Genomic DNA, 19,402 nt, shown 5'->3' with positions numbered 1-19,402 from the left:
ACAGGGGCGTGACTCACGCACCCTTTTGCGGCAGAAAAGGGTTGAGCAGCTTGACCCCAAATGTTTTGAAATCGGCCACATTGCGCGTCACCACCGTCAATCGGTGAACGTGTGCGGTGGCGGCGATCATGGCGTCTTCATACAGCGTGTCTGATTGGCGGTGCATCAGCTTGGCCCATTGGCGAAACACCGCCGCATCCATGGGCAAGATGTTGTAAGCGCCAGCCAGTTGGTCTAACCAGCGCTCAATTTCTTTTGCCTTGTCTAAGTTTTGATCTCGGGTCAACTCTATGCCCGCTTGGATTTCGCCGAGCGTAACAGCGCTCAGGTGCAGATCGGCATCGTCCACCGCAGTGATCCAAGCCAGCACCGCGCCATGTGGACGAGGTTTGCGCAACTCTGAAACCACATGGGTATCGAGTAAATACATGCGGCATCAGCCCAGCGTTTGTGGCTTGCGCCGCTTTGCCAGGCCACGCAGTGCCACCAACTCCGTGGTGCGCGTATCTTTTTGCAGCAGCAACTGCTTGAGGCTTGGCCGAACCACGGCCTGCAAACGCTGCCACTCCCGCAATGGAACCAACACAGCTGCCTCGGCGCCGCGCTTGGTCACCATTTGAGGGCCTTCGGTCAGGCAAGCCGTGAGGAATTCGCTGAATCGCGCCTTGGCATCTTGTACGGGCCATGTGTGCATGGGAAGCCTTTCGATTTGATCTGACTAGTTTGCTGACTATTTTATAAATGCTTTGTTTGTTATGTCAACGCTCTACCCACGCCTTGTTTGAGGTGGGTGGGCAGTACCGACGCAATATGTGAATTAATTTTTCCTTGTATTTTTAATATGCCATGTTAATTTTGCAAGGATATCGCCGCGAAATCAGTCGGCGATCAATGCCCGGTGATGACCAAGCGCCAAGTGCGCCAGCGCCCGGTGTCGCCTGCTTGTGCGTCTTTAAGCTGGATCTGCCAACCCTGTTGCAGTTGTCCCAGAGATGCGTTTTGCACCGAACCTCGAAGGCTCTCGCCCATGTGTCGAACGCTGTGAAAAGTCCATCCACGCGATAAGTCGCCACAAGGCCCGGACACACTGGCAGGGCAGGAGTGCGGTTTGGCAAGTTGGCTGCGCGTGCCAGAGGGTGAAACCAGAAGCACGTCCAGATCGGCAACATACGCATGGTCAACTTCCAGCGTGAGTTGGACAGACTCCACAATCTTCAGATCGCAGCCCTCAAACTGGGTCGTGGTGATCAGCGCAGGCGCAGGACTGTCGCCGATCGCTTGGTCAACGGTCTGCAGCCCGCTGTCGCAACGACGCTCTGCAGAGAGGCCAGCAAAGTTGCGCGCCGCTGAAACCGCGTCACCGGCATGCACACGACCAAAACCAACCCGCGGATGAAACCCATGCGCATTCATGACGGAGGGTTCGGCCTGCTCTGGGGTCAAATCAGCTGGGCGTGCCGAACGCGCCAGCAGCCATCGCACATCGCGCCAACCCAGCAACGGGTTGGCCTCCAGCATCAACGCCACCACACCCGACACCATGGGCGCTGCGGCGGATGTACCCCCCGCAAACCCAGCATAGTCTGCATTTTCTGGCAGTGCCCCAGCCGCCAAGCCACGCGGGCCGGCAATGTCGGTGGTCCAAATGTCAGCCCCAGCATCGGTGCGGCGCAAAAGGCTCATTGAGGGCGCACTGATCAAGACATTGGCACCAGGCTCGGCATACGACGATGGACGGCCGCGGTGATCCACCGCCCCCACGGCCAACACGCCTGGGTGATTGACATAACCATCGCGGTTCGTGTCTTCATTCAGGCCGCCGTTGCCTGCTGCAAACACCACCACCGTGCCGCGACCCCGTCTGCCTTGTCCGAGCGCATGGGTCATGGCATCGCGCCAAGCGGGGTCGCTGCCTTGATAGCTGGCCTGTCCGCTGGAAGAGTCAAGAGTGCCCCAACTGTTGTTGACAATGTCGGCACCGAGGTCAATGGCTGAGCGTAAGGTCGAAGCCACCAACCCAGTGACAACACCGTTGTAGGCCACAAATTTAGACTCGGGCGCCACACCCCGCCCGCCCAAACTGTTGTTGGCGCTCGCCACAGCAATGCCTACCACTGCCGTGCCATGTGCATCGTCCCATTGACCCGCGTTGGGGTTGTAAGTTGCGCTGGGAGGTGCAGGCGGTGGAGAGGGATCAAGGGCGGGCAGCTTGCCGTTGAGGGTGAACACATTGGCCACCAAATCAGGGTGGTTCAGTTGCACCGCGCCATCCACAAAGGCCATCAGCACACCACGTCCCGTTTCTCTGACGCCTTGCAAACCAATATCCATGCCAGGCACACCACCACTTTGCCCTGTATTGAACAAATGCCATTGGCGCTCAAGCAAAGGGTCTGGGCCTGGCGTGACCAACGGCACGACGGGTGCAGGCCCCAAAGCCTGCGCGTCCCCACCACCACCACCACCTCCTCCACCACCGCAGCCCGACAGCAGGCCCGCCAGCAACACACTGGTCATGCCCGTTTTCACGCGCTCATTGCAAGGTTTGAAAAACAAGCTCGATGGCATATACCGTGGCTTGAGAGCCAGTTTGTTGGAACCACAGTGTCATGGGACCCGCAGACAATTGATTGGCATCTACGTCCTGCAGCACGTTGCGGTTCAAGTCTTTCGGCCCCATATGGCCGTAAACCAACATGCGTTTGACATCGTAACCCGCATCAAAGACCGCAGCGCGTTGCAAGGCATAGAAAGCAATCGGGTCGGGCGAAACGTAGTGAACCAGCCGCAAGCTTTGTAGACGCTGACCGACCGGGATATCCCAGCGGATGAAGTCAAGATCCCCCTCCACCACGGAACCATGTATCACCGTCGTCTTGGCCTGCTGCAAAGACAGCACGCTGGGCTGCAAAGGGTTAACTGAAGCCTCATGCCAAGTCGGGCTGTCGGGCTCAAAAAGGTTGACCCGCTCCAAAGGCGACCGGTTACCTGCCAAGTCCACTTGCCGCAACCAAACCACGGTCAAGGCGTTGCCCATCAGGGCCAGGCTGTCTCCAGTGCCTGTGAGCCAAGTGCGCGTGTCATCCAAGGAGTATTCCCACTGTCCTTGGTTTTCAACACCAGAAACCTTCACCAATCGGGTCTGGTCTTGGGTCTCCACGGCCGCTTGAACAGCGGCTGGCGGCATGGTGTCGAGCACGCAACTGACCATCTCGATCTCTGAGGTGTTGCCCATGTTGTCAAAGGCGCGTACCCAGATGGTTTTGGCACCATCGCCCTCCACATTGAAGTTATCACCTTGGCCTCGAATCCATGTGGCCCCCCTGTCAAAAGAAAACTCCCAGTTCTCAGGACTGTTCACACGCCAAGCACCGATGCGGGTCGTGCCGTCGGTCACACTCAAGCCCGTGTCGGTGAAAGACAGCACAGGTTTGGCTAGGAATCGAACGACTCTCTCAGGTGCTGGTGGCGTAATGGCCATGTCTTGGCCCGCCCCCGTGTTAGAAGCTGATGGGCTAGCTTCACCGCCGCCGCCACCACCACCACAAGCTGCCAAGCACAGGGTCAATGCGGCAGCCAGCAAACGGCTTGCGGCAAGGCGTTGAAATATCGAAGACATCGCTTATGGCCCTTTGAAGTAATGCAAATGAATGCGAGGTGCAAGCACATCCCTGCAGGGGTGAAGTTAAAAAAAGGGCCACCCCGAGGGTGGCCCAATCAAAGTCAACAACACCATGTTGGCAAGCCAACCGGTGCTTTGGACATCAGGTACCGATCACGCCACCGTCGTTCTTGCGAATGACGACCGTGGCAGCACGTGGGCGACCGCCAGAGGCGCCATCGGGCCACTTGGAGAAGACTGTCGGGTTGGCATTGGCCCAAGCAAGCTTCTCGGCTTCAGTGGCCAATGCCTTCCAAGCAGCGGGCGCACGGGGGTGCACGTTAGTGGTCGAACTTGCAATTTCACCAGGGTGCTGAATGTTGATGAACATGGTCCGCGCATCAGGCGTCCAACACACGCCCGTAACTTCGCAAGCATCAGGGCCCACCAAGAAGCGGGTGATTTTCTTGGTTGCCAAGTCTGCCACCAGCATCTGGTTGTTGCCTTGGTTCACGTAGTTGCCAGTGTTTTGATAAGCGCCGTCAGATTGGATCCACAAACGGCCTTCTGGGTCGACCTGGATGCCGTCTGGCGAATTGAAGGTGTTGCTAGCGTCAATGAAGCTAGAGCCCTTCTTGTCACCTGTCAGTTCTGGGTTGCCAGCAATCACATAGATGTCCCAGATGAAGGTGGTGGCAGCAGCATCTTCACCCGCTTCATTGATGCGGATCACATGGCCCCAATCATTTGCAGCACGTGGGTTGGCCTCGTCCACGGGTGGGCGGGCGGAACCCGCTGTGGTCGAACCGTTGACGTTGTTCACTGATGCTGTGGTCGTGCCGCGGCGGTTGTTGTTGGTGCAAGCCACGAACACCTCACCTGATTTGGTGCGGTTGGCAGCTACCCACTCAGGGCGGTCCATCATGGTGGCGCCAAGACGGTCAGCGGCTTGGCGGGCCTTGATCATCACCTCGGCTTGGTCAGCAAAACCGTTCGCAGCGGTCAAGCCGTTTTGGCCATGCACCAAGGCCAGCCATTCGCCAGTGCCTTGGTTGTCGCCCGTTACCGTGCCAGCATTAAATTTGGCCACATACAAAATGCCTGCGTCCAACAGGTTGGCACCGCTGGACTTATCGGCAGCGTTGTAAGTGCCAGTCGACACGAATTTGTAGAGGTACTCGCCGCGCTCGTCGTCGCCCGAATACACCACGGCCTTGTTCATTTTGGACAGCACGCACTCGGCATTCTCGTGCTTGAAACGGCCCAAGGCGGTGCGCTTCTTGGGTTTGCTGGCGGGGGCATACGGGTCAATCTCCACAATCCAGCCGTGTCGGTTAGGTTCGTTGGGGTTGACATTGATATCAAAGCGAGAATCGCTCTTGTGCCAGTTGTTGTAAGAGTTGGTGCTGGCTACGCCATAACGTTTTTGCAAGTCGTTGGTGGTCACGGCTGTTTCAGAACCAAAGGCACCGTTGAAGTTCTCTTCCGCGGTAATGTATGTGCCCCAAGGTGTCTGGCCAGCGCCGCAGTTGCCGAGCGTGCCCAAAACCTCAGTACCTGCTGGGTCGGCAGCGGTCTTCATCAAAGCATGACCAGCAGCCGGGCCAGTGATGGCAACAGGTGTGTAACCGGTGATGCGGCGGTTGTAAGGAGAGGTCTTCACATACTCCCACTTACCAGCAGCATTGCGCATGACTTCAATGACCGACACGCCCACGGCAGCCTGTTCCTTTTTGGTAACGGCCAAGAGGTCGTTGCGTCCAAAGTTAGCCACAGTGTGTATGTACTCTGGGTTGATGTACTCGTGGTTTATAGCCAAGAGACCGCGGCTGTTGCCATCGGTGCCAGGGAAGGGAAAAAAGTTAATGCCGTCGTGGTTGTCACCCGCCTGCTGCTCTTGCAGCTCCCAGCCCTCACTGGCATCGCCCTTAAAAGCGGGGACGCCAGGCAAGATGGGATCGCCCCAGCGGTACATCACATCGGCGGTATAACCTTCGGGCACGATGACGGTATCACCCGTGCTGATCGGGAGACCCTTGAATCCAATGGTGCCAGGCGCGGGCACAGCTGCAGCACCTCCACCACCGCAGGCCGTCATGGCGCTGCCAAAAATACCCAGCAAACCCAAAGCCGCGCCAGACTTCAGCATATTGCGTCGGCTGGGGTCACGAACGATTTCGCGCTCGATCAAATCATGCAAATGATCGTTGGCTGAGTTGTTAGATACACCATCATCATGGTTTTTAAATAAGCTGGACATAGTTCCACTCCTGTTGATAAGAGCCGTAGTTTTGAAGACTAATATTTCGAAAATAAGTCGCTGCAAACACCTTAGAAATCCAAAAGGCTTTTAGAAAATAAGGGCTCTTTTTCTTATTGCCATATCCTTCATCCCCCTAGTAAACAAGCGGGTGCACAATGCACGCATGCAAAACCCCATTCCCTTTATGGCCCCCGAATTCTTTGATTCAGCCGAGGCTGCGCTGGCCCGCGTGCAAGCGATCTACGAGCAAAGCGTGTCGCACTTGCGACAGTCCATGCAGCGCTTTGTAGCGGGCGACAACATGCAAGACCGCGTGCGCGCCTGTTACCCCTATGTACGCATCGAAACGGCCACCGATTGGGCGCCGCCGCACGACACCGACCACGAGCCTTTGAGCTACGGTTTTGTGGCCAGCGCCGGAGCCTATGCCTCTACCCTTACCCGCCCCGATCTGTTTGCGCCCTATTTGCTGACGCAGTTTGACCTGCTGATACGCAACCACGGCGTGCGCTTGGAAGTAGGCACCAGCAAAGACCCGATGCCGGTGCATTTTTCATTTGCAGAAAACGAGCACATGGAAGGCGAAATGAGCGCCGCACGCCGCGCCCGCATGCGCGACGTGTTTGACCTGCCCGACCTGACGGCGATGGACGACAGCATTGCCAACGGCACGTGGCGCGGGGCAAACGGCCAGCCCCAACCGCTGTCGCTGTTTACCGCGGCGCGCACCGACTACTCGCTGCACCGCTTGCGCCACTACACAGGCACCAGCCCCTCGCATTTTCAAAACTATGTGTTGTTCACGAATTACCAGTTTTATATTGACGAGTTCATCGCGCTGGGCCGCGCCGAGATGGCCAACCCCGACAGCCCTTACACGGCCTTTGTGGAGCCGGGCAATGTGGTCACCCGCCGTGCAGGTTTAGCTGCACAAGCCAATGAAGCGAAGGGCGTTGCCCCTCTTCGCTTGCCGCAAATGCCCGGCTACCACTTGGTGCGCGAAGGGCACAGCGGCATCACCATGGTCAACATTGGCGTGGGCCCGGCCAACGCCAAAAACATCACCGACCACATTGCCGTGCTGCGCCCGCATGCGTGGCTGATGGTGGGTCACTGCGCGGGCCTGCGCACCACCCAGCAACTGGGCGACTACGTGCTGGCCCATGCCTATGTGCGCGAAGACCATGTGCTGGACGAAGAGCTGCCGCTGTGGGTGCCCATCCCCGCCTTGGCCGAAATACAGGTGGCGCTCGAGCAAGCCGTGAAAGACGTGACGCAATGCGTTGGCCCAGAGCTCAAACGCATCTTGCGCACAGGCACCGTGGCCAGCACCGACAACCGCAACTGGGAACTGCTGCCCACCAGCAATGTGGCCAGCACGCCCCAACGCCGCTTCAGCCAAAGTCGTGCCGTGGCCCTGGACATGGAGAGTGCCACGATTGCAGCCAACGGATTTAGGTTTCGTGTTCCTTACGGGACATTGCTCTGTGTGAGCGACAAACCGCTGCATGGCGAGATCAAACTGCCTGGCATGGCCAACCACTTCTACCGCGAACGCGTAGACCAACACCTGCGCATTGGCATGCGGGCCATCGAGTTGCTGCGTCAACAAGGACCAGCGCAATTGCACAGCCGCAAGTTGCGCAGCTTTGCCGAGGTGGCGTTTCAATAAACATTGTGACAACTGCGACTTAAAAAACGCGTCCTAACGACGTATTACTTGGAGTTCTTCGGCTTTAAGCCAACCGGTCAATGATCGTTCACTGATTCGTTAAACCTTTCATAAAAGGCCCGCTCAGAAATGAGCGGGCCTTTTTACATGGCTTTATTTGGCGCTCGCCGTGGCCTCGCCCATCTTCTCGCCCAACCGCACTCCCTGCCCCGCTTCCCAAGCAGCACTCAACGCAATCGTGTTTTTGGGCCACAGCAACACCACGGTAGAGCCGAGCAAAAAGCGCCCCATTTCCTCGCCTTGTTTCAAGCTCAGTTTGGGGTCGTCATACGTCCACTCGCGCACTGTGCCCGGGCGCGGTGGGTTGACCACGCCGTGCCACGGGGTGGCCATGCTGCCCACGATGGTGGCGCCGACCAGCACCAACACAAACTGTTGGGGTACACCACCTGAGGCAGCAGGCATGTCAAACACACACACCACACGCTCATTGCGCGCAAACAGCCCAGGCACGCCGCGGGCAGTGGCGGGATTGACCGAGAACAAATCACCGGGCACATGCATCATGCGGCGCAAGCGACCGCTGCTGGGCATATGGATGCGGTGGTAGTCCTTGGGGCTGAGGTAAATCGTGGCGAACTCGCCGTCTTGGAACTGCGCCGCCAATGCGGCGTCACCGCCCACCAAGGCTTGCGTGCTGTAGCGGTGGCCTTTGGCTTGGAAAATTTGGTCACCCTCGATGTGGCCCAGCTGGCTGATGGCGCCGTCCACGGGGCATACAAATGCAGCATCGGCCAAGGGGCGCGCGCCGGGCTTCAAGGCGCGGGTGAAGAAGTCGTTGAAGCTGGCGTACTGCGTGATGTCAGGCTGCGCAGCCTCGTCCATGTTGACTTGGTATTTGCCCACAAACCACCGGATGAGGGCATGGGTCCATTTGCCGCCTTGGGCTCGAGCCACAGCGCCTGCCAAAACCGTGAGGGCGTGTTTGGGTAGCGCGTGTTGCAGGGCTACAAATGTGTGTTCATTCATTTTGCAATTTTAGGCGGGCAAAATAGGGCCATGAGCACCCCACTTTTTGAATGCCAACACTTGGTCAAACGCTACGGCGACAACACCGTCGTCAACGACGTGTCTTTCAGCATCGCGCCTGGCGAATGTTTGGGCGTGATCGGCCCCAACGGCGCAGGCAAAACCACCACGCTGCGCATGTGCCTGGGCCTGGCCCAACCCGACGGTGGCAGCATCCGCGCGTTTGGCTTGTCCATGCCCGATGATGCACTGGCCATCAAAGCACGCTTAGGCGTGGTGAGCCAGTTCGACACGCTGGACCCCGACTTCACTTGCGCCGAAAACCTGATGGTGTTTGGCCGCTACTTTGGCATGAAGAAGGCGGACATTCAGGCGCGCATTCCTCAGCTACTCGAGTTTGGCGCACTCGCGCACAAAGCAGACGCCAAGCCTGGCGAGTTGTCGGGCGGCATGAAGCGCCGACTCAGCCTGTCCCGCGCCCTGATCAACAACCCCGATTTGCTGCTGCTCGACGAGCCCACCACGGGCCTCGACCCACAAGCCCGCCACCTGATGTGGGAGCGTTTGCAGCAACTTCTGCAGCAAGGCAAATCGATTTTGCTGACCACTCACTTCATGGACGAGGCTGAGCGTTTGTGCAACCGCCTGTTGGTGCTGGACCATGGCAAAAAAATTGCCGAAGGCACACCGCGTGATTTGATCGCGCAACACCTCGAGCCCGACGTGGTGGAGGTGTATGGCAATGGCGCCTTGGCCTTGGTGGGCAGCCCCATCGCGGCGATGGCGCAACGCGTGGAGACGAGTGGCGAGACCGTGTTTTTCTACACCCAAGATGCTGCGCAACTGCTGCTCGCGCTCAACGCGCATGCCGGACTGCGCACCTTGCACCGCCCTGCCAACTTAGAAGACTTGTTTTTGAAAATGACCGGACGCCAAATCCGCGAGGAAGGCTAAACCATGTATTTCCGTTTCTGGCCCGTTTTCTTGCGCAACCTCTTGGTGTGGCGCAAGCTCGCCATTCCCAGCCTGGTGGCCAACATTGCCGAACCTTTGATGTGGCTGGTCGCCTTTGGCTACGGCATGGGCGCCTTGGTGGGCGAGGTTTCCTTGGACGAACAAAAAGTGCCCTACATCTTGTTCTTGGCCAGTGGCTCGATTTGCATGAGCGCCATGAATGCCGCCACGTTTGAAGCGCTGTACTCCGCCTTCTCGCGCATGCATGTGCAAAAAACGTGGGACGGCATCTTGAACGCCCCCATGCGCCTCAACGACGTGTTGCTGGCCGAAATGCTGTGGGCGGCGTTCAAAGCCTTGTTCACCATCACCGCCATCTTGGCTGTGATGGTGGCGCTGGGCATCACACACAGTTGGAAGTTGCTGGCTGCATGGCCGATCTTGTTGTTCGTCGGCATCACCTTCAGTTGCATTGCACTCATCTTCAATGCACTGGCCAAAGGCTACGACTTTTTCTCTTACTACTTCACACTGTTTCTCACGCCCATGATGTTTTTGAGCGGCGTGTTCTTTCCGCGCGAACAACTTCCAGACATCGTGCGCGACATCTCTGAATGGCTGCCCCTCACCCAAGCCATTGCGTTGGTACGCCCCTTGTTTTTAGACCAGTGGCCAGCCAACCCAACGCTGCACCTAGGCGTATTGGCCGTGTACACCTTGGTCGCGTGGAAAATCGCTCTGCATCTCACGAAAAAACGATTCAAAGCCTGACACTGAAAAAAAAGCACGCGCAACGCGAAGTGCCGAAACAACCACTCGCAGGTGAATGGGTGTGGGGCGGCTGACGATTTCTGGTACCCCAGTATGAGCAAGCCGCCCCAAATCCATTTGCTGGAGCGCAAAAACGTGATCCACGTCAGCCAACCGCAACCCTTACCCCGCTAATATTGATTAATTGATTCAACCGACAAAACAAGGACCGCAAAATGAGCATTCAAACCGTAGGCATCATCGGTGCAGGCACCATGGGCAGTGGCATTGCACAAGCCTGTGCCGTGTCTGGCGTGAACGTGGTGATGGTCGACATCTCTGATGCCGCCGTGGCCAAAGGCCTCGCGACAGTATCAGGCAGCTTGGACCGCTTGATCAAAAAAGAAAAAATCACCGAGGCCGACAAAGCCGCCGCCTTGTCGCGCATCACCACCAGCACCCACTACGACGACCTGAAAGCCGCAGAGCTCGTCATCGAAGCCGCGACAGAGAACTTCGACCTGAAGGTGAAGATCGTCAAGCAGCTTGATGCCATGTTGGCCCCAGAAGCCATCATCGCTTCCAACACCTCGTCGATTTCCATCACCAAGTTGGCCGCTGTCACCACCCGCGCTGACCGCTTCATTGGCATGCACTTTTTCAACCCCGTGCCCATGATGGCTTTGGTCGAAATCATCCGTGGCTTGCAAACCTCAGACGCCACACACGCCGCTGTGCACGACCTGTCCACCCGCTTGGGCAAGAGCCCCATCACCGTGAAGAACGCGCCTGGCTTTGTGGTCAACCGCATTCTGGTGCCCATGATCAACGAAGCCTTTTTTGTGTTGGCCGAGGGCGTGGCCACCGCCAAAGACATTGATGCGGGCATGATGCTGGGCTGCAACCAGCCCATCGGCCCCTTGGCCTTGGCCGACATGATTGGCCTGGATGTGTGCCTGGCCGTGATGGATGTGTACTTGCAAGAGTTTGGCGACAGCAAATACCGCGCTTGCCCGCTGCTCAAAGAGATGGTGGCCGCCGGCCAACTGGGCCGCAAAACAGGTCACGGCGTCTACACCTACTGAGCCGCCCTGGCCCGATCTATGTCGCTTGACGCCGCTGCATCACACGCCTAGGCATGAAGTACGCCCTGCTCTCCGACATCCACAGCAACTTGCACGCGCTGGACGCTTGCTTGGCACATGCGCAAACCCAAGGGGTGGAGCGCGTGGCCATCTTGGGTGACTTGGTGAGCTACGGCGCTTTTCCCGCGGCGGTGGTGGCACGCTGCCAAGCCTTGCAGCAAAACGGCGCCATCGTGCTGCGTGGCAACCACGAAGAGTTGGTGCAAACGCACCACATCCGCACATCCAAAGCCAACCCGAGCACCACCCCATCGTTGGGCAGCCTCACCGCTCAATGGACGCACGACCAGTTGTCGCCCGCCCAACGCTTTTGGCTAGAAATATTGCCGCTCACCGCACAGACCGACCAGATGCTGTTGGTGCACGCCAGCGCCGATGCGCCCGAGCGCTGGCGCTATGTGGATGACGCACGCATGGCCGCCCTGAGCCTAGACGCCGCTTGCGCCCATCCCGATGTGCGCTATGTGTTTGGTGGCCATGTGCACCAGCAATCTCTGTACTACCGAGGCACAGGCCGCCAGTTGATGGCGTTCAAGCCCACATCGGGCGTGCCCATTCCCACACCCAATCACCGCCAATGGATTGCCACCATTGGCTCGGTAGGCCAGCCGCGCGATGGCAACCCGCGCGCCATGTATGCCGTGTTTGACAGCTCACTCGCCAAGCTCACTTTTCACCGTGTGGCCTACGACCACCGCGCTGCAGCGCGCGCTGTGCGCGAAGCGGGCTTGCCCGATTTTTTTGCCCAGCGTTTGGAGAGCGGACAATGAAACGACTGACCGAAGGCACCGAGCTCGATGGCTTTCGCATAGGCGCTTGCTTGCACGCGGGCGGCATGGCGCACATTTACCAAGTGACCTATGCCGACGCACGCCCCGCGCCATTTGCGATGGTGATGAAAGTGCCACGCATGACGGCAGGCGACGGTGCTGAAAACATTGTGGGCTTCGAGGTGGAACACCAAATTTTGCAAGTGCTGCACGGCACGCATGTGCCTCGCTTTGTGGCAGCGGGTGACTTGGTGCACCTGCCTTACTTGGTGATGGAGCATGTGCAGGGCCTGACCTTGCAACAGCTGATGGACACACATACGCTCCACAAAACACGCGCAGAAGTGACTGACATTGCACGCCTAGGCGCTGCCATTGCCCGCGCGGCGCACAGCCTGCACCAACAAAACACCTGCCACCTCGACATCAAACCCGCCAACGTGCTGCTGCACCCAGACGGCCATGCGGTGCTGCTGGATTTTGGTTTATCGTGCCACGCGCACTACCCCGACCTGCTGGCCGAAGAACTGCGACTTGCCGTAGGCTCGCCCGCGTGGATTGCACCCGAGCAAGTGGTGGGCGTGCGCGGCGACCCGCGCAGCGACATTTTTGCCATGGGTGTAATGTTGTACGAATTGGCCACAGCTGAGCTGCCCTTTGGCAACCCACAGACCCCTGGCGGCATGCGCCAACGCTTGTGGATGGACCCAACCCCGCCGCGCCGCTTGCGCGACGACTTGCCGCCTTGGTTGCAAGAGGTGATGCTGCGTTGCCTTGAGCCAGAAGCGGCCAAGCGCTACCCATCGGCTGCGCATTTGGCGTTTGATTTGGAGCATCCCGAACAGGTGAAGGTCACCCAACGTGGCAAGCAGCTACAAGGCACGTCGTTTTTCACGCACCTCCAACGCTGGTTCAAAGCAGCGGGCATGCACTACCAGCCCAGCCCTTTGCCGTCGCAGCAAATTGAGGAAGTGCCGATTGTGATGGTGGCTGTGCCCCACCACGAAGCCAGCGATGCGACGCTGTATTCCCTGCGCCAAGCAGTGGCTCGGTCCTTAGGGCTTCGACCTGGCGCGCGCTTAGCGGTGGTGACGGTGATCTCGCCCAACCAAACCAACGCGACGGACAACGACAAGAGCGAAACCTCGGTGCACCGCCAATACCTCAGCATGCTGCAGCAGTGGGCGCAGCCGCTGGACCTAGAACAACACCAAACCTCTTTTCATGTGCTAGAGGCCAGTGATGTGGCCCATGCCCTCGTGCGCTACGCCGAGGGCAACCATGTGAGCATGATCGTCATGGGCGCGGCCACGCATGGTTTACAACTGCAACGCTTTGTGGCCACCGTGCCCATCAAGGTGGCGATGGAGGCCCCATGCACGGTGATTTTGGTCAAGCAAGCGCTGCCGTTTGAACAACTTCATCAGTCAGCGTAAACGCCAGCGGCCTGAATGACAGGGCCCCACTTGGCGATTTCAGAGGCCACAAACTTCTTGTGTTCAGCGGGTTCAACCCGTTTGTCGCTCACCACCACGGCACCCAAAGCTTCTTGCTTTTTGATGAACTCGGGGTCTTTCAAAGCGACCTTTAATGCAGCGCTGATCTTGGCTGCTACGTCAGCAGGTGTGCCTTTGGGCGCATACAAACCGTGCCAAATCGTGACTTCAAAACCTTTGAGGCCAGCCTCTTGCATGGTGGGCAAGCCCTTGAGGGCAGGTGTCGTCAAACGCTTGGCTGTGGTCACAGCAAAGGCCTTGACAGTCTTGCCTTCAATTTGGGTGGTCGTGTTGGTGGTTTGGTCACACAACAAATCAATCTGGCCACCCATCAAATCATTCAATGCAGGTGCAGTGCCCTTGTAAGGAACGGTCGTCATGTCGGTCTTGATGGCGCTTTGAAACATCAAACCGCACAAGTGCGACGCAGCACCCAAGCCCGCGTTACCTAAATTGATCTTGCCTTTATTTTGGTCAATCCACGCTTGCAACTCTTTGAAGTTGTTCGCTGGCAACGTGGGGCGTCCAATCAAGGTCATGGGCACATCATTGACCATGCCCAAGTACTCAAAATCATCGCTGGTGTTGTAGGGCATCTTGCGATACAGGGCAGGCGAAGTGGCCATGCCGATGTGGTGCAACAGCACCGTGTGACCGTCTTGTGGGGCCTTGGCTACTTTGTTGGCACCAATCGTGCCGCCAGCACCTGCCACGTTTTCAACCACCACATTGGCACCCAAAGGCTTGCGCATGGCTTCGGCCAAGTCGCGTGCCACACGGTCAGTGGGGCCGCCTGCAGCGAACGGCACCACGATGGAGATGGGCTTGTCTTTGACAGGAAAATCGCTCGCGTTAGCGCCGGTCAATGCGGCCACGGCCAGCAAACTCAAAGTGAACAGTTGTTTCATAGTGGGGCTCCTTTTTATAAGAGCTCTATGCTAGAACAGTTTGTATCGTTATGCTATTTCGGATAACACGTAGGGACTTAGCTTGATGCAAGTCAAGTCCAGGCCAATGAGGCGAAATCTCATCCAGCTGACACGCCTCATGCGCTTGTGCTTATTGATAAGTGCGCGCGTCTTCAATCACCTTGCCGTCGTTGGGCAAACTGCCCTCGGCCACCAAGGTCACATCGGCCCGCAGTTTGGTGATGTCGCGCACGGCGTCACCCAACTTGTGCACCAGGCCATCGGCGTCATGGCCCTCCACCATCAGGCACATTTGGTCGTTGGCCATTTCACCCGTGACCACCAAGCGCGCACGCTTGATGTCGGGAAAGCGCTTGACCAACTCAGCCACTTGACCTGGGTGCACAAACATGCCGCGCACTTTGGTGGTTTGGTCCGCGCGGCCCATCCAGCCTTTGATGCGCGCATGGGTGCGGCCTGTGGGGCACTGGCCGGGCAGCACGGCAGACAAATCACCGGTGCCAAAACGAATGAGCGGGTAGTCGGGGTTGAGTGAGGTGACCACCAACTCGCCCACTTCGCCCTCGGGCACGGGGTCGCCCGTGCCGGGACGCACGATTTCCACAATCACGCCTTCATCGAGCACCAAGCCTTCTCGGGCTTGTGTTTCATAGGCAATCAAACCGAGGTCGGCCGTGGCGTAGCACTGATAGCCTGCAATGCCGCGCTCGGCGAGCCAATCGCGCAGGCTGGGTGGGAAGGCTTCGCCCGACACCAAGGCCTTGGTGACGCTGGGCAGCTTGACGCCCAACTCAGCAGCTTTTTCGACAATGATTTTTAAAAAACTGGGCGTGCCAACGTAGCCCGCAGGCTGCAACTCGGCCATCGCACTGACTTGCTGCTCGGTTTGCCCTGTACCGCCTGCAAACACGGTGCAACCGATGGCATGCGCGCCAGTCTCCATCATCGAGCCGGCAGGCGTGAAGTGGTAGCTAAAGCAGTTGTGAATCAATTCATGAGGGCGAAAGCCCGCGGCATACATGGCACGGGCCATGCGCCAATAGTCGGCACGCGCACCTTCGGGCTCGTAGATGGTGCCAGGGCTGGCAAACACGCGTGGCATGGCTTTGCCAAAACCAATGGCGGCAAAGCCGCCAAACACGTTGGTCGTGCGTTGGGCTTGTTGTTGCGCCAGCAGTTCGTATTTGCGAATGACAGGCAACTGCGCCAAGGCAGCACGGTTGTTGATGCTGGCCGCATCCACGCCGGCCAAGAGGGCGGTGAATGCAGGGGAGTTTTTTTGTGCATGCGCCACTTGCGCTGGCAACGCTGCCATCAACGCGGCTTCGCGCTCAGCAGGGTTGCGGGTTTCGAGGGCGTCGTAAAAAGGAGAGATGCTCATAACTTTCAGTCAAGGGGTGACACGTTAGGCCAACCAACGCTTGCGGCGCTTGTAGCTCTTGGCATCTTTGAAGCTCTTGCGTTCGCCGCCGCCCATGCCGAGGTAGAACTCTTTCACGTCTTCGTTGTTGGCCAAGTCAGCGGCAGCGCCGTCCATAACGATGCGGCCCGACTCCATGATGTAGCCGTAGTCGGAATACTTCAGCGCCATGTTGGTGTTTTGCTCTGCCAACAAAAAGGTGACTTTTTCTTTGTCGTTCAAGTCTTTGACGATATTGAACACCTCTTCCACGATTTGCGGGGCCAAGCCCATGGAGGGCTCGTCGAGCAACACCATGTTGGGGTTGGCCATCAGGGCGCGACCAATGGCGCACATTTGCTGCTCTCCCCCTGAGGTGTAGGCGGCTTGCGAGGTGCGACGTGTTTTGAGACGCGGAAAGTAGTTGTAGACCTTCTCTAGGTTGGCATCGATTTCGCCTTTGCTGGTGCGCGTGTAGCTGCCTGTGAGCAAGTTTTCTTCGATGGTCAGGTGGGCAAAGCAATGACGACCTTCCATGACTTGCACCACGCCGCGCTTGACCAGGTCAGCGGGTGTGAGGTTTTCAATGCGCTCACCGCGCAACTCGATGCTGCCCTTGGTGACCGCACCGCGCTCGCCTTGCAACAAGTTAGAAACGGCGCGCAAGGTGGTGGTTTTGCCTGCCCCGTTGCCGCCCAGCAGCGCCACAATGCTGCCTTGCGGCACTTGCAGTGACACGCCTTTGAGCACCAAGATGACGTGGTTGTAAATGACTTCAATGCCATTGACGTTGAGAACAATGTTGTTGGCGCTCATAACTTACCTTGCTAATAAAACGTTGTTGGACCAGACCAAACCTCAAAGCAAACGCCGTGTTTGCCTTTGAGGTTTGGCGACTCGTGAGAGTCGCCAAATCATCAGCCGCGAGGGCTGAGTTGCTTCAGATTAACCTTGGCAATCGGCCGCTGTGCGACGTGAGAGTTTTTTCTCAGCGGCGTACTTGTCGGCGTACTGCTTGACCAAAGGCTTGATGATGGCTTCATCGGCTTCGATCCAGTCAGACGCGAAGTTCCACTTTTTGCCGTCCCAGGTGTGCACGCGTGCAGAACGTGAACCTTCGTGGTCCAAGCAAGAGGTGCTGATGGGTTTCATCACCGTGCCCAAGCCGAGCTTGTCGAGCGCTTTTTGGTCCAAGGTCAAGTTTTCCAAACCCCAACGGATTTGCTCGCCGTCCATCACTTTGCCTTTGCCATAACGAACTTGCGCTTGACGCACACCTTCCACCGCCAAAGCAGCGCTGACCATGCCACGGTTGTAGAGCGTGGTGCCCACTTCTTCGAAAGGTCCGGTGCCGAGCTTTTTGTCGTGCACATGGGTCTTCATGTCGGCAATCACTTTGCCGCCGTCACCCGTCACCACCAAACCGCTGTAGCCCTTGGCAGCTTCGCCCACGTCTTTGACGTCTGGCTCAGCCGCTGACCACCAAATGCCGTACATCTTGTCGCGGGGATAGCCTGTGGCCACGGCTTCTTTCAAAGCAGCCGAGTTCATCACGCCCCAGCCCCACAACAAAACGTAGTCAGGGCGGGCTTGACGAATTTGCAACCAAGTGGCCTTTTGCTCAACGCCAGGGTGTGCCACTGGCAACAAGCTCAATTCAAAGCCTTGCATCTTGGCGCGCTCTTGCAGCAGTGCAATGGGCTCTTTGCCATAAGGGCTGTCGTGGTAGACCAGGGCAAACTTCTTGCCCTTGATGTTGCCGCCTTCTTTTTTGGTGATGTGCTGCATCAAAATGTCAGCGCCAGACCAATAGGTGCCCATCAGAGGGAAGTTCCACTTGAACACTTGACCATCGCTGGACTCGGAACGGCCGTAGCCAGACGTGATGAGTGAGTTTTTGTCAGCAGGCGCTTTTTCAGTCATGGCAAAAGTGATGCCGGTTGACAAAGGCTGGAAGATGGCGCCTTTGGCTTTGCCTTTGAGACGCTCATAGCACTCCACGCCGCGATCTGTGGCGTAGGCGGTGTCGCACTCTTCATAAGTGATCTTCACGCCGTTGATGCCGCCGTCGCGGGAGTTGATGAGCTTGAGGTAATCGGCATAGCCGTTGGCCCAAGGCACCCCGTTAGGTGCATAGGCGCCCGTGCGGTAGGGCAACACGGGAAAGAACTGCTCTTTGGCTTGCGCCTGAGCGGAGGTGGTCACCACGGCGCTGGTCAAACCAGTCGCTGCAACGGCCAACGCCATCATGAGGGAACGAATTTTCATTTGAAGTCTCCTTAGAACAATAATGCAAACACTGGAAAAAAACCAACTCAATGGGGAAACGGCCACAAACGCAGCTTTTGTTTACCCACACTCCACAACTTGGCCAAGCCATGCGGCTCGACGATCAAGAACCAAACAATCAAAGCACCGAAGATGATTTGCTCGGCGTGCGTCAATGCCGCCGTGCTGACTTGGATACCCACCATCGCACCCAAGGATGGCAACACCAAGTTGATGATGATGGGCAACACCACGATGAACGCCGCGCCAAAGAAGCTACCCATGATGGAGCCCATGCCACCCAAGATGACCATGAACAACAACTGGAACGAACGGTCCACAGAGAACGCTGCTGGCTCCCATGAGCCCAGATAGACAAAGGCCCACAAAGCGCCCGCCACGCCCACGATGAATGAGCTCACGGCAAACGCACTGAGCTTGGCGTAGGTCGGGCGAATCCCGATCACGGCAGCGGCCACGTCCATGTCGCGAATGGCCATCCACTCGCGGCCAATGGCGCTACGCACCAAGTTTTTGGCGAGCAAACCAAACACCACCAAAAAGGTCAAGCAGAAGGTGTATTTCTCAAAAGGCGTATTGATGGAAAAACCAAACACCTGCAAGTCAGACACAGAGGCTGTACCAGAGGCCGAGTCGTTGGTGAACCATTTGATGCGCAAGAACGCCCAATCACAAAAGAACTGTGCGGCCAAGGTGGCGACAGACAAATACAAGCCCTTCACGCGCAAGCTAGGAATGCCAAAGAACATGCCAACCAGGGTGGCAAAAAAGCCACCCAGCAAGATGGCCAAGATGAGGGGCATGCCGTCAATGCGCACAATGAAGTTGTAAGCGGCATATGCGCCCACCGCCATAAACGCACCAGAGCCCAAAGAGATTTGACCGCAATAACCCACCAAAATGTTGACGCCCAACGCGGCGAGCGACAAGATGAGGAAAGGAATCAAAATCGCACGCAACATGTATTCGTCTGCGAGCAAGGGCACGCCGATGAATGCGAAGGCGATGAGCAACAACACACCCACGCGGTCTTGCGTGATCGGGAAGATTTGTTGATCTTTGCTGTAAGTTGTTTTGAATTGACCGTTTTCTCTATAAAACATTT

16 protein-coding genes and 1 pseudogene are annotated in these 19,402 nt (G+C 57.5%); 6 read left to right on the top strand and 11 right to left on the bottom strand.

What is annotated here, in order from left to right:
• Positions 1-13 precede the first annotated feature (13 nt).
• From V7Q41_RS05450 to V7Q41_RS05430, 5 genes are all read right to left on the bottom strand, one after another.
• Positions 14-430 carry a type II toxin-antitoxin system VapC family toxin gene (locus V7Q41_RS05450; protein WP_333843937.1) on the bottom strand — a complete coding sequence of 139 codons (417 nt, stop codon included), beginning with the start codon at positions 428-430 and terminating at the stop codon, positions 14-16.
• A gap of 6 nt (positions 431-436) precedes the next feature.
• A complete protein-coding gene (locus V7Q41_RS05445) occupies positions 437-694 on the bottom strand; it encodes a type II toxin-antitoxin system Phd/YefM family antitoxin (protein WP_333843934.1) in 258 nt (85 codons plus the stop codon).
• A 194-nt stretch (positions 695-888) separates the two neighbouring features.
• The gene (locus V7Q41_RS05440) at positions 889-2,517 is read right to left on the bottom strand and encodes a S8 family serine peptidase (RefSeq protein WP_333843931.1); all 1,629 of its coding nucleotides are present in this window, start codon (positions 2,515-2,517) and stop codon (positions 889-891) included.
• Positions 2,518-2,533: 16 nt separating this feature from the next.
• Complete coding sequence (locus tag V7Q41_RS05435) at positions 2,534-3,619, bottom strand: hypothetical protein (protein WP_333843929.1); 1,086 nt, start codon at positions 3,617-3,619, stop codon at positions 2,534-2,536.
• 145 nt (positions 3,620-3,764) lie between these two features.
• Positions 3,765-5,861, bottom strand: a complete 2,097-nt coding sequence (locus V7Q41_RS05430) for a PhoX family protein (RefSeq protein WP_333843926.1) — start codon at positions 5,859-5,861, stop codon at positions 3,765-3,767.
• A 166-nt stretch (positions 5,862-6,027) separates the two neighbouring features.
• Here V7Q41_RS05430 and V7Q41_RS05425 point away from each other — a divergent pair, with 166 nt between their 5' ends.
• Positions 6,028-7,536, top strand: coding sequence for an AMP nucleosidase (locus V7Q41_RS05425; protein ID WP_333843924.1), 1,509 nt, complete (start codon positions 6,028-6,030; stop codon positions 7,534-7,536).
• Positions 7,537-7,689: 153 nt separating this feature from the next.
• On the opposite strand, the gene asd is transcribed toward V7Q41_RS05425, so the two are convergent.
• Positions 7,690-8,565, bottom strand: coding sequence for an archaetidylserine decarboxylase (gene asd / locus V7Q41_RS05420; protein ID WP_333843922.1), 876 nt, complete (start codon positions 8,563-8,565; stop codon positions 7,690-7,692).
• 102 nt (positions 8,566-8,667) lie between these two features.
• Here asd and V7Q41_RS05415 point away from each other — a divergent pair.
• The 5 genes and pseudogenes from V7Q41_RS05415 to V7Q41_RS05395 form a co-directional block, all read left to right on the top strand.
• Positions 8,668-9,519 (top strand): annotated as a pseudogene (locus V7Q41_RS05415) (ATP-binding cassette domain-containing protein); the annotation flags it as partial.
• Between the two features lie 3 nt (positions 9,520-9,522).
• Positions 9,523-10,290, top strand: a complete 768-nt coding sequence (locus tag V7Q41_RS05410; protein WP_333843916.1) for an ABC transporter permease — start codon at positions 9,523-9,525, stop codon at positions 10,288-10,290.
• A gap of 215 nt (positions 10,291-10,505) precedes the next feature.
• Complete coding sequence (locus V7Q41_RS05405) at positions 10,506-11,354, top strand: 3-hydroxybutyryl-CoA dehydrogenase (RefSeq protein ID WP_333843914.1); 849 nt, start codon at positions 10,506-10,508, stop codon at positions 11,352-11,354.
• A gap of 53 nt (positions 11,355-11,407) precedes the next feature.
• Positions 11,408-12,184 (top strand): metallophosphoesterase family protein, encoded by a 777-nt coding sequence (locus V7Q41_RS05400; protein ID WP_333843912.1) that lies wholly within the window; start codon positions 11,408-11,410, stop codon positions 12,182-12,184.
• Positions 12,181-13,620 carry a serine/threonine protein kinase gene (locus V7Q41_RS05395; protein ID WP_333843910.1) on the top strand — a complete coding sequence of 480 codons (1,440 nt, stop codon included), beginning with the start codon at positions 12,181-12,183 and terminating at the stop codon, positions 13,618-13,620. Before V7Q41_RS05400 ends, V7Q41_RS05395 begins: the two co-directional genes overlap by 4 nt.
• Here the strand turns inward: V7Q41_RS05395 and V7Q41_RS05390 are convergent.
• The 5 genes from V7Q41_RS05390 to V7Q41_RS05370 all read right to left on the bottom strand — a co-directional run bounded on the left by V7Q41_RS05390 (position 13,608) and on the right by V7Q41_RS05370 (position 19,400).
• The gene (locus V7Q41_RS05390) at positions 13,608-14,588 is read right to left on the bottom strand and encodes a tripartite tricarboxylate transporter substrate-binding protein (protein WP_333843907.1); all 981 of its coding nucleotides are present in this window, start codon (positions 14,586-14,588) and stop codon (positions 13,608-13,610) included. The two genes, V7Q41_RS05395 and V7Q41_RS05390, sit on opposite strands and share 13 nt — an antisense overlap.
• Positions 14,589-14,739: 151 nt before the next feature.
• Positions 14,740-15,984 (bottom strand): phenylacetate--CoA ligase family protein, encoded by a 1,245-nt coding sequence (locus V7Q41_RS05385; RefSeq protein ID WP_333844026.1) that lies wholly within the window; start codon positions 15,982-15,984, stop codon positions 14,740-14,742.
• A gap of 30 nt (positions 15,985-16,014) precedes the next feature.
• A complete protein-coding gene (locus tag V7Q41_RS05380; protein ID WP_333843904.1) occupies positions 16,015-16,824 on the bottom strand; it encodes an ABC transporter ATP-binding protein in 810 nt (269 codons plus the stop codon).
• Between the two features lie 129 nt (positions 16,825-16,953).
• Positions 16,954-18,276, bottom strand: a complete 1,323-nt coding sequence (locus V7Q41_RS05375; protein ID WP_333843901.1) for an ABC transporter substrate-binding protein — start codon at positions 18,274-18,276, stop codon at positions 16,954-16,956.
• A gap of 47 nt (positions 18,277-18,323) precedes the next feature.
• Positions 18,324-19,400, bottom strand: a complete 1,077-nt coding sequence (locus V7Q41_RS05370; RefSeq protein WP_333843899.1) for a branched-chain amino acid ABC transporter permease — start codon at positions 19,398-19,400, stop codon at positions 18,324-18,326.
• Between the last annotated feature and the right edge of the window lie 2 nt (positions 19,401-19,402).

The organism is Limnohabitans sp. (assembly GCF_036804465.1).
In the GTDB taxonomy this organism is placed as follows: Bacteria; Pseudomonadota; Gammaproteobacteria; order Burkholderiales; family Burkholderiaceae_C; genus Limnohabitans.
The sequence above is the reverse complement of the archived record's forward strand: the minus strand, read 5'-3'. Positions and strand labels throughout refer to the sequence as shown.

Excerpts from the sequence above, each read along its gene's own strand:
- V7Q41_RS05450 (WP_333843937.1), bottom strand. The coding sequence starts at position 430 with ATGTATTTACTCGATACCCATGTGGTTTCAGAGTTGCGCAAACCTCGT.
- V7Q41_RS05445 (WP_333843934.1), bottom strand. The coding sequence starts at position 694 with ATGCACACATGGCCCGTACAAGATGCCAAGGCGCGATTCAGCGAATTC.
- V7Q41_RS05440 (WP_333843931.1), bottom strand. The coding sequence starts at position 2,517 with ATGACCAGTGTGTTGCTGGCGGGCCTGCTGTCGGGCTGCGGTGGTGGA.
- V7Q41_RS05435 (WP_333843929.1), bottom strand. The coding sequence starts at position 3,619 with ATGTCTTCGATATTTCAACGCCTTGCCGCAAGCCGTTTGCTGGCTGCC.
- V7Q41_RS05430 (WP_333843926.1), bottom strand. The coding sequence starts at position 5,861 with ATGTCCAGCTTATTTAAAAACCATGATGATGGTGTATCTAACAACTCA.
- V7Q41_RS05425 (WP_333843924.1), top strand. The coding sequence starts at position 6,028 with ATGCAAAACCCCATTCCCTTTATGGCCCCCGAATTCTTTGATTCAGCC.
- asd (WP_333843922.1), bottom strand. The coding sequence starts at position 8,565 with ATGAATGAACACACATTTGTAGCCCTGCAACACGCGCTACCCAAACAC.
- V7Q41_RS05410 (WP_333843916.1), top strand. The coding sequence starts at position 9,523 with ATGTATTTCCGTTTCTGGCCCGTTTTCTTGCGCAACCTCTTGGTGTGG.
- V7Q41_RS05405 (WP_333843914.1), top strand. The coding sequence starts at position 10,506 with ATGAGCATTCAAACCGTAGGCATCATCGGTGCAGGCACCATGGGCAGT.
- V7Q41_RS05400 (WP_333843912.1), top strand. The coding sequence starts at position 11,408 with ATGAAGTACGCCCTGCTCTCCGACATCCACAGCAACTTGCACGCGCTG.
- V7Q41_RS05395 (WP_333843910.1), top strand. The coding sequence starts at position 12,181 with ATGAAACGACTGACCGAAGGCACCGAGCTCGATGGCTTTCGCATAGGC.
- V7Q41_RS05390 (WP_333843907.1), bottom strand. The coding sequence starts at position 14,588 with ATGAAACAACTGTTCACTTTGAGTTTGCTGGCCGTGGCCGCATTGACC.
- V7Q41_RS05380 (WP_333843904.1), bottom strand. The coding sequence starts at position 16,824 with ATGAGCGCCAACAACATTGTTCTCAACGTCAATGGCATTGAAGTCATT.
- V7Q41_RS05375 (WP_333843901.1), bottom strand. The coding sequence starts at position 18,276 with ATGAAAATTCGTTCCCTCATGATGGCGTTGGCCGTTGCAGCGACTGGT.
- V7Q41_RS05370 (WP_333843899.1), bottom strand. The coding sequence starts at position 19,400 with ATGTTTTATAGAGAAAACGGTCAATTCAAAACAACTTACAGCAAAGAT.